Origin of the sequence: Corynebacterium sp. 239_CJEI, assembly GCF_001055995.1 — a bacterium.
GTDB classification, from domain to species: Bacteria; Actinomycetota; Actinomycetes; order Mycobacteriales; family Mycobacteriaceae; genus Corynebacterium; species Corynebacterium jeikeium_D.
This window is the reverse complement of sequence record NZ_JVOW01000005.1, coordinates 54,433-63,785: the sequence shown is the minus strand read 5'-3', so window position 1 is coordinate 63,785 and position 9,353 is coordinate 54,433. Positions and strand designations below refer to the sequence as shown.

Sequence of the window (9,353 nt, the reverse complement as noted above, 5' to 3'; positions counted from 1 at the left end):
GGCTGGATCAAATAACCGCAACACGCCCGGAAAAGACACACTTTTCTTTACTTAACCCTTTCTTTACTTAACCCTAACCCCCCCTCCCCTTCTACATCCCCAAAACGCAAAAATCCCCCGGCCTTACGACCGGGGGATTTTGTTCCTTGTGGAGCTTAGGGGAATCGAACCCCTGACCTCCTGCTTGCAAAGCAGGTGCTCTACCAATTGAGCTAAAGCCCCGTACACCGAGCAATTATACCTTGTTCGGCAGTGGGCCTAGGAGGACTTGAACCTCCGACCCCTTCGTTATCAGCGAAGTGCTCTAACCGCCTGAGCTATAGGCCCCGTGGAACGAGATATAACTTAACCCGTAACCATGACACTTCACAAATCGCCTGGTCAGAGGCCTAAATATTGAGTTAAAAAGTAGTCATTAAGTAGTCATTACGGCTACTCCATAACCAGATCACTGAAAACACCTCTGAACCAACGCGGCCCCGGGGCCACCGAACGGGGGTGACACCGGGGCCAGCGGGAGGCTAGGCAGCCTAGCTGTCGTCGGCAAGCGAAATCTTGAGACCTCCGACGAGACCGCCGCAAGCGTTGTAGATAACCGCGCCGAGGGCCATGAGCCCAATCGACAGCACCCACCACAGCGCTCCTACAGCGGCCGCCAGGCCAAGGACGAGACCCGCGCTGATGGAATCCTCCCCGCCGACCATTTCACTAATCGGAGCGAGCAATCCCATCCCGGAGAGCAAGAGGTAGAGCAGGCCAACCGCGGCAAGCCAGACGAGGAAGCAAATGAAACCAGTGGCCGCCGTAATGCGCATGGCGGACCAGGGGCTCACCTTGTCGACTACCAAGTTAGTTTCGGCCATGCGCTTACTCCTTCTCCGCCTCCGAGTCACCGGACTCGGCAGCACCGGTGCTCTTGGTGGCGCCGGTGCGCTTCGGGACTACGTCCAAGGTTCCGGCCTCAGAGACCTTAGAAGCGGTCTCTTCGCCCTCATCCTCGACGTTGCGGTCGATAGCCAGCAGTTCCACGCCGTCAGCGAGGTTGACCAGGCGCACGCCCTTAGTGGCACGCGAGGTGGCGCGAATCTCGTTGACGTTGGTGCGGATGATGTCGCCGGCGGAGGTGACAGCGAAGATTTCGTCGTCGTTGTCCACCACCAGGGCGCCCATCAGCGGACCACGCTTCGGGTCGTACTTGAGCGTCAGCACGCCCATACCGCCGCGGTTCTGCGGGGTGTACTCGCTGAGCTTGGTCTTCTTGCCGAAGCCGCCGGTCGTTGCGACCAGCAGGTTGTGCTCTTCCTCGACCACGACCATGCTGAGCAGCTTGTCGTCGCCCTTGAAGCGCATGCCCTGGACACCGGCAGTGGCGCGGCCCATCGGGCGCAGCGCGTCGTCGGAGGCGGTGAAGCGGATAGCCTGGCCGCGCTCGGAGACGAGCAGCAGGTCATCGTCAGCAGAGCACAGACGGGCACCGATGAGGGAGTCGCCTTCGCGCAGGTTGATGGCAATCAGGCCAGCGGAACGAGCGGACTCGTAGTCCTCCAAACGGGACTTCTTTACCTTGCCCTCGCTGGTGGCCAGCACCAGGTACGGGCTGTCCTGGTAGCTCTGAATCTGCAGCACCTCGGCGATGCGCTCCTCCGGCTGGAACTCCAGCAGATTGGCGACATGCTGGCCGCGGGCGGCGCGAGTGGCCTCCGGCAGTTCGTAGGCCTTGAGTCGGTAGACGCGACCCTTGTTGGTGAAGAACAGAATCCAGTCGTGCGTGGAGCAGACGAAGAAGTGGCGGACAATGTCGTCCTGCTTCAGGTCCGCACCGCGCACGCCCTTGCCACCACGGCGCTGGGCCTTGTAGGCATCGACCTTGGTGCGCTTGGCGTAGCCCGTGGAAGTAATGGTCACAACCACGTTTTCGCGGGCGATGAGGTCCTCTTCGGTGACGTCGCCCTCAGCGGCCACAATCTGGGTACGACGGTCATCGCCGTACTTCTCCACGACCTCGCCCAGCTCTTCCTTAACGATGGCGCGCTGACGCTCCGGCTTGGCCAGGATGTCCTTCAGGTCGGCGATCTCGAGCTCGATCTCAGCCAACTCGTCAATGATCTTCTGGCGCTCCAGAGCAGCCAGACGACGCAGCTGCATCGCCAAAATGGCGTCAGCCTGAATCTCGTCGATTTCGAGCAGACCCATCAGGCCCGTGCGCGCGGTATCAACCGTGGCAGACCGGCGAATCAGAGCGATGACCTCGTCCAACATATCCAGGGCCTTGACCAGGCCGCGCAGGATATGGGCGCGCTTTTCCTTCTCGTCCAGGCGGAACTGGGTCCGTCGAACAATGACCTCAATCTGGTGGGCGACATACAGCGTCACCATCTGGTCAATGCGCAGCGTACGCGGCACACCGTCGACGATGGCGAGCATGTTCGCACCGAAGCTGGTCTGCAGCTGGGAGTGCTTGTACAGGTTGTTCAGCACCACACGCGGTACGGCGTCGCGCTTGAGCTTGACGACGATACGCATGCCCCACTTCAGGTCAGATTCGTCATCAATCGAGGCAATGCCCTGCAGACGCCCGTCCTTGACCTGATCCGCGATGTTGGCAATCATGCGGTCCGGGTTGACCTGGTACGGCAGCTCAGTGATGACAATCGACTGACGAGTGCCCTCCTGCTCAATCGAGGTCACACCGCGCATGCGAATCGAACCACGGCCGGTGGTGTAGGCCTCCTTGATGCCCTTATCGCCGACAATTTGGGCGGCAGTTGGGAAATCCGGGCCCTTGATGCGCTCCATGACCGCATCCAGCGTGGTCTTTTCATCCGCTTCCGGGTTGTCCAGGCACCAGTTGATGGCATCCGCGACCTCACGCAGGTTGTGCGGTGGGATATTGGTGGCCATACCGACGGCAATACCGCCGGAGCCGTTCATCAACAGCTGCGGGACACGCGACGGCAGAATAACCGGCTCTGTCGTACGACCGTCGTAGTTCGGCTGGAAATCGACGGTGTTTTCGCGAATGTCGCGCACCATTTCCATGGCCAACGGCGTCAGACGGGCCTCGGTGTAACGCATAGCTGCGGGGCCGTCGTCACCGCGGGAGCCGAAGTTACCCTGACCGTCGACAAGCGGATAGCGCATGGACCACGGCTGCGCCATGCGCACCATGGTGTCGTAAATAGCTCTGTCGCCGTGCGGGTGGTAGTTACCCATCGTGTCCGAAACCGGCTTTGCGGACTTCACATAGCCGCGCTCCGGGCGGTAGCCGTTGTCGAACATGGCGTAGAGAATGCGGCGGTGCACCGGCTTGAGACCATCACGGATCTCCGGCAGCGCACGGCCAACAATCACGCTCATGGCGTAGTCGATATAGCTCGACTGCATCTCTTCATTGATGTCGATCGGGCGAACCTGGTGGCCCAATACTCCACTTCCGAAAGATGAGCCGTCGTTGTTGTTATCGTCGCTCAATGACTGCTTCCTTTACTTAAAAGAGGTTCGCATCCATTCTACAGGGCTTTAGAGCCCGCTTTACGACGCCGTGTGCAACTTTTCGATACCATTGTGGTATCAAATCTGGGGTTTTAGGCCTGATAGCGAGAAACAAACTAGCGCAGTTAAGAAGCGCAGTTAGATAGCAGGGAGCAAATGCGATGGCGATGACCTTGAGGCTCACGAAAGAACAGGACACCGCCTTGGCTCTGCTGGCGCACATGGAGGGCGTGTCTAAACACGAGGCCGTCATTCGCGCCATCGAATCCGCCGCCACGAGAGCCCTTCAACAAGGTCAAGCCCGGGAAATTACGGCAAGCGTAATTGATACCGACATGGCGCTGCTGCGAAAGTTGAGCTCCCCAAGGCCCCGCGGAGTACAAGAATGAGCGCGCCTCAGATTCAGCCTCTCAGCGAGGCCGCTATCCTGGCGGCTACCGATGAACTGGTGGCCACAGTGCCGGAATTGGCCGACGCTACACTTGCGAGGCCGTGGACAATCAGCGCTATTGTCGCCGCCAGCTCAGGAGTCATTGCTGGTCACCGTAGCTTTCCCGCGATTTCTGCGGCAGCGCAGGCGGTCGCTTACGCAACGTTTCACGTGAAACCACTAAGTTTTGGCAACACCGCACTGGGCGCACTACTTGCACACATACTCCTCACCACCAACGGCGAAGAGCTGTCATTCGCAGAGACGTGGGATCTGGTCAAAGGCGGCACTTAGCCGGGGACAGGGCCTAGTCACTCTTTCGGGTAAACGGGCTGGTCGGAATGCGATTGCCGGACTCCAGCCGGCCCGTGTAATACGCCGTGGCCTCACCTTCAGCCAGCTCAACCTCGTACCAACCATCACGGACATAATCAGCCGTCCGGTCCTGCCCGCCAACTAGAACACGTCCCGCCGCGTGCTCCAAAGTGACCTCCGGCAACTCTTTCGCCGTCTTGCTGAATACACGCAGGAAGCGGTCCGGGCCGCACACGGTAAGTGCGCGCTCCAGGAGTCCAATTCGCAGCTCTAACGTACCGAGCACCGTGTGATGCTCCACCTTATTGCCACTGTAAACAGCGAAAACAGCCTCACGGGAACCGTCATTGACCAGCACAAGATTGCCGCCTTTGAGGTAGGCGTGCAGCCGGTACGGTGTCGGCAGCGCGGTCGCCTGCTCGGACTCCTGCACAGGATAGTCACCGGCCGGCTCCGCCTCCCAGCGCTTCACAAACTCCGGCGCTGGTCCCGGCTGCTCTGGAAGCTGCATTCCCGTAGACGCCGAGAAGTCCAGTGTGGATACCAAATCACCACATACCCGACGACGCCAATCAGTGATATTTCCGCAGCTCACGCCGGTGACTTGCTCCAGGAAACGGATCACCGAAGTGTGATCGAAGACCTCTGAGGACACCAAACCACCCACCGACCACGGTGAAATGACAGTCATCGGGACGCGGAAACCGAGCCCCTTCGGCTTGCCCAGGTACCACTCCCCCGGCTCATTCTTCGGCGGCAGCGGCGGCACCACATGGTCGAAGTAACCATCAAACTCGTCAAAGTTAATCAGGAAGACGGTCTTGGCCCACACCTCCGGGTTGGAGGCCAACGCATCCAACAGGCGGTAAGTGATATTCGCCGACTGAATCGGCGAGGACGCTCCCGGGTGCTCGCTTTCCGCGGCCGACGGCACAATCCAGGACACCTTTGGCAGCTGTCCGGATTCAACGTCCCGTCGGAAAGCGTCGGTTAGCGTGCCCGGCTGGCGGCGGTCCAGCGCGCGATCATAGAGATCCCGTTCCGCCTCAGGCAGCTTCTCCACAGCGGCATTCAGGCGGTCGACCATCTCCTGCTGCTCTGCAGTTGGCGGCATCCCATCGCCCAGTTCCAGCAGCTTCTCGTGGAAACCCGTCATGTCGAGCCCAGGCAGCCCGGCCTCACGAATGACCTTGCGGCCAATATTTCGAAACGCGGCGAAGAAATCCAGGTTGTTGTCCGTGTAGTTATCCCACTCCTGGTAAACGCGCCATGGCACCCCAGCCGCCGAGAGATCCTCGGCATACGTGCGCCACCTGTACCCCGGGTGCGTCGGCTCGTACGCCGCATTGCCAACCGCTCCAGTCCCCCACGGTTCCTTTCGGGTATCACCCGAAAACAGGTAGTTGCGGTTCGGGCTTGTCGACGTAGGCATCGAGGAAAAGTAACCATCGCAGATAGTGAACGTCTCTGCGAGAGCGAATTGGAACGCGATGTCCTGACGGTCATAACAGGCCATCGTGCCCTTGCCCTTGGCCTCGATCCAGCCGTTACAGCGGCCGCCGTTTAGTGCAACCTGCCCGTCTTCCCAACCGTGCGGCAAACTTGCAATGTACTCCACCGAGAGATCACCGCGATTAGCGGCGTTGCGAATCAGGTATGGACTGACCCCACTCTGGTTGAAAACGCCCGGCAAAGCGGAATTGTCGTTGTACCCCCGCACACCTCGGAGCGTGCCGAAGTAGTGATCAAAAGAGCGGTTTTCCTGCATCAACACGACAACGTGCTCAACCTGGTCGAGGGAGCCAGCCGGTCGGGGCTGCGCGAGTGCATGGAGCAACGATGGCGGCAGCAGCGTGCTCGCAGCCGCTGCAGCACCGACTCCAGCGGCGGTCTGCAGGAAGTGCCGACGGGAAAATTCAGATATATTTTTAGGTGAAGTTGCCATAGGCATCTACGTTAAGAAGCGCAGATTACAGGCTGGAAAATTGTGGTTTAAATTTCCTCAATAAACCGCTCTAGACGGTCAACCACAGCCTGCGGCTCACGCGCCCAGCGATTGTGGCCCAGCCGCTGCTCAATGAACTCGTACTTTGCAGACTTAGGCAACATCCGAGCTAGCGCTTGCGCAGATTCCGCTGGGCAATCACGGTCACCGCCACAGTTCAGCAATAACGCTGGGGTAGTTACTTTCGGCATCTCAGCGGCATAGTCGATGTCTGCACCCCGTGGTCGCAGCAAGCCCGTGCGCGAGAAGCGCGCCCACTCCACCACATGATTGCGAGCCTGCCGACCGTAACCGGCCACATCGAACCTGCCTGCCGGCCAATAACCCAAAATCTGGGATACCACCTGCATAAATGGTGCACCGTAACGAAGCCGCTTGTACTCGTTGCCAGTAAAACACCTATAGTGCGGGGTGCCGGATCCGACCATCACCACGCCGGCCACATCCGCTTCCGGTCGGGCCAAATACAGAGAAGCAATCTGGCCGCCCATGGAATGACACAGCAAATAAACGGGAAGCTTCTTCCCTGCTGCCAGATGGTCGAATTCCTTCCGAGCACGAGCCACGGCCAACGGGTAATCCACCGATGCGAGATCCTGGTAGCCCCAATTGTGACGGCGGGTGGCCACTGCAGTCTGGTTACCCTGGCCACGCAACTCCGAGGTCAGGACGCAAAAACCTCGGCGCTGTAACTCTTGGGCAATCGGCCGGTAGTAGCGAGCACCCATGCCAAAGCCCGGCCAAATAACGACAATGCCCCGAGGCGAACCTTCGGGAAACCGAAGCGCCATCGGGGTCACGGAGCCATCTGGCAATGTCTCCTGCACAATACGTGGCTCGACTGGCGGTTCCCCGTTGACCATGCTTCCCCGAGTATCTTCCATTTCATAAACATTAATGGCTGAACGGAGGTTTTGTCAGGGGAACCGACAAGCCGATAACCAGACTTGGTATCGGCTTAGACGTCGAGGAAGCGAACGTCCTTCGCATTACGGGTAATGAACGAACGTCGTGAAGCGACGTCATCGCCCATCAGAATGGTGAACAGTTCGTCCGCCTTCTGCGCGTCCTCGAGGGCGACCTTACGCAGCACGCGGTGATCCGGATCCATGGTGGTATCCCACAGCTCAGCGGCGTTCATCTCACCGAGACCCTTGTAACGCTGAACACCATCGTCCTTGTTGATCTTGCGGTTGGCAGCCAGCCCCTCTTCCAGCAGCTGATCGCGCTCAGCATCTGAGTAGGCGTAGCCCGGCTCACCCTTGGCCCACTTGAGCTTGTACAGCGGTGGCTGGGCGAGGTAGACGTGCCCTTCATCAATCAGCGGACGCATCAGTCGGAACAGCAGCGTCAGTAGCAGCGTGGCAATGTGCTGACCATCGACATCGGCGTCGGCCATCAGCACAATCTTGTGGTAGCGCAGCTTCTCGATGTCGAACTCGTCGTGAATACCGGTGCCCAGCGCCGTAATAATGGCCTGGACCTCGTTATTCTTCAGCGTCTTATCCAGGCGCGCCTTCTCGACGTTCAAGATCTTACCGCGCAGCGGCAAAATGGCCTGGAACAGCGAGTTTCGGCCTGCCTTTGCAGAACCACCTGCGGAGTCACCCTCCACGATGAACAGCTCGGACTGCTTCGGGTCCTTCGAGCGGCAGTCCGCCAACTTACCCGGAAGACCGCCAAGATCGGTCGCGGACTTACGACGTACCAGGTCACGGGCCTTACGAGCCGCCTGACGGGCATGTGCCGAAGCAATGGCCTTGTTAACAATGGCCTTGGCCTCAGCCGGATTGGCCTCCAGCCAGTGACCGATGTGTTCATTAGTCATGCGCTGGACGAAGGAACGCACCTCGGTGTTACCGAGCTTCGTCTTCGTCTGGCCCTCGAACTGCGGATCGGCGACCTTCACCGAAATCACGGCAGCGAGACCTTCACGGCAGTCCTCGCCGGAGAGGTTGTTTTCCTTCTCTTTCAACAGGCGGTGCTCACGCGCATAGCGGTTCATCAGCGATGTCAACGCAGAACGGAAGCCCTCTTCGTGCGTGCCACCCTCAATGGTGTTAATGGTGTTGGCGAAGGTGTGCACCGACTCGGAGTAACCCGAGTTCCACTGCATTGCAATCTCGACCTCGTGGCCGTCACCTGCAGCATCGAAGGAAATGATGGTCGGGTGGATGATGTTCTTCGACTTGTTCAGAGTCTCGACATAGTCCCGCAGACCATTCGGGTAGTGGAAGACCTTGCGGCGCTCCTTCGGCTTGGTGGTCTTCTCTGCCTTCTCCTTCTGCTCCTCAACCGCATCCTTGGCGATCTCAGCGGATTCGGTCTCCGCCTGCTCCGCCAGAGCCTCGGCCTCGAGCTCCTCCTCGGAGACACGCTTGTCCACCAACGTGATGGTCAGGCCCTTGTTCAAAAACGCCATCTCGCGCAGGCGGCGAGAAATGGTGTCGAACTTGAAATCGGTGGTCTCAAAAATCTCCGGGTCCGGCCAGAAACGCTGCGTGGTACCCGAGCCGCGCGTCTTCTTACCTCGGATAATTTCTTCCGGAACAGCCTGGTCGAAGTTCTGGTACCAGGTGTAGCCATCGCGGATGACCTCGGTTTCCATACGCGTCGACAGCGCGTTAACCACCGAAATACCCACACCGTGCAGACCACCGGAAACAGCGTAGGACTCGGAGTCAAACTTGCCGCCGGCGTGCAGCTGAGTCATAACCACCTGCACCGTCGGCATACCCGACGGGTGCATTTCGACAGGAATACCACGGCCGTTATCGCGGACCTGAACGCCGCCGTCTTCCAGCAGAGTGACCTCAACATCGGTGGCGTAACCCGCCATCGCCTCGTCGACGGAGTTGTCTACAACCTCCCACACCAGGTGGTGCAAGCCACGCTCACCAGTTGAGCCAATGTACATACCCGGCCGCTTACGCACGGCCTCGAGGCCCTCGAGGATGGTAATCGATGAGGCGTCATATTGATGTTCGGTAGCAGCCACGGTTCGGCGCGTCTCCTATTCTTGGTTCTCTCCCCGCGCAACATTCGTCAGCGCGCGAAAAATAGGCCGGCGGTCAAGCGCTATCAGCGCCAGCCAGAACTACATAGGACTAC

Annotated in this window: 7 protein-coding genes and 2 tRNA genes; 2 read left to right on the top strand and 7 right to left on the bottom strand. The window is 59.3% G+C overall.

Annotated elements, in window-relative coordinates; genetic code table 11:
• Positions 1-149 precede the first annotated feature (149 nt).
• The 4 genes from ADB08_RS01120 to gyrA all read right to left on the bottom strand — a co-directional run bounded on the left by ADB08_RS01120 (position 150) and on the right by gyrA (position 3,384).
• Positions 150-222: transfer RNA gene (locus tag ADB08_RS01120), tRNA-Ala, on the bottom strand.
• Positions 223-253: 31 nt separating this feature from the next.
• Positions 254-327: transfer RNA gene (locus tag ADB08_RS01115), tRNA-Ile, on the bottom strand.
• Positions 328-530: 203 nt separating this feature from the next.
• Positions 531-863 carry a DUF3566 domain-containing protein gene (locus ADB08_RS01110; RefSeq protein WP_049170131.1) on the bottom strand — a complete coding sequence of 111 codons (333 nt, stop codon included), beginning with the start codon at positions 861-863 and terminating at the stop codon, positions 531-533.
• 4 nt (positions 864-867) lie between these two features.
• Complete coding sequence (gene gyrA / locus ADB08_RS01105) at positions 868-3,384, bottom strand: DNA gyrase subunit A (RefSeq protein ID WP_239659997.1); 2,517 nt, start codon at positions 3,382-3,384, stop codon at positions 868-870.
• Positions 3,385-3,653: 269 nt separating this feature from the next.
• On the opposite strand from gyrA, the gene ADB08_RS11715 reads away from it, so the two are divergent.
• Positions 3,654-3,881 carry a hypothetical protein gene (locus ADB08_RS11715; RefSeq protein WP_049170125.1) on the top strand — a complete coding sequence of 76 codons (228 nt, stop codon included), beginning with the start codon at positions 3,654-3,656 and terminating at the stop codon, positions 3,879-3,881.
• Positions 3,878-4,216, top strand: a complete 339-nt coding sequence (locus ADB08_RS01095; protein WP_049170123.1) for a hypothetical protein — start codon at positions 3,878-3,880, stop codon at positions 4,214-4,216. Before ADB08_RS11715 ends, ADB08_RS01095 begins: the two co-directional genes overlap by 4 nt.
• Positions 4,217-4,229: 13 nt before the next feature.
• On the opposite strand, the gene ADB08_RS01090 is transcribed toward ADB08_RS01095, so the two are convergent.
• From ADB08_RS01090 to gyrB, 3 genes are all read right to left on the bottom strand, one after another.
• Positions 4,230-6,182, bottom strand: coding sequence for an alkaline phosphatase family protein (locus tag ADB08_RS01090; RefSeq protein ID WP_049170121.1), 1,953 nt, complete (start codon positions 6,180-6,182; stop codon positions 4,230-4,232).
• Positions 6,183-6,229: 47 nt separating this feature from the next.
• A complete protein-coding gene (locus ADB08_RS01085; RefSeq protein WP_343217402.1) occupies positions 6,230-7,126 on the bottom strand; it encodes an alpha/beta fold hydrolase in 897 nt (298 codons plus the stop codon).
• A gap of 74 nt (positions 7,127-7,200) precedes the next feature.
• A complete protein-coding gene (gene gyrB, locus ADB08_RS01080) occupies positions 7,201-9,240 on the bottom strand; it encodes a DNA topoisomerase (ATP-hydrolyzing) subunit B (protein WP_016421743.1) in 2,040 nt (679 codons plus the stop codon).
• Positions 9,241-9,353: the final 113 nt, after the last annotated feature.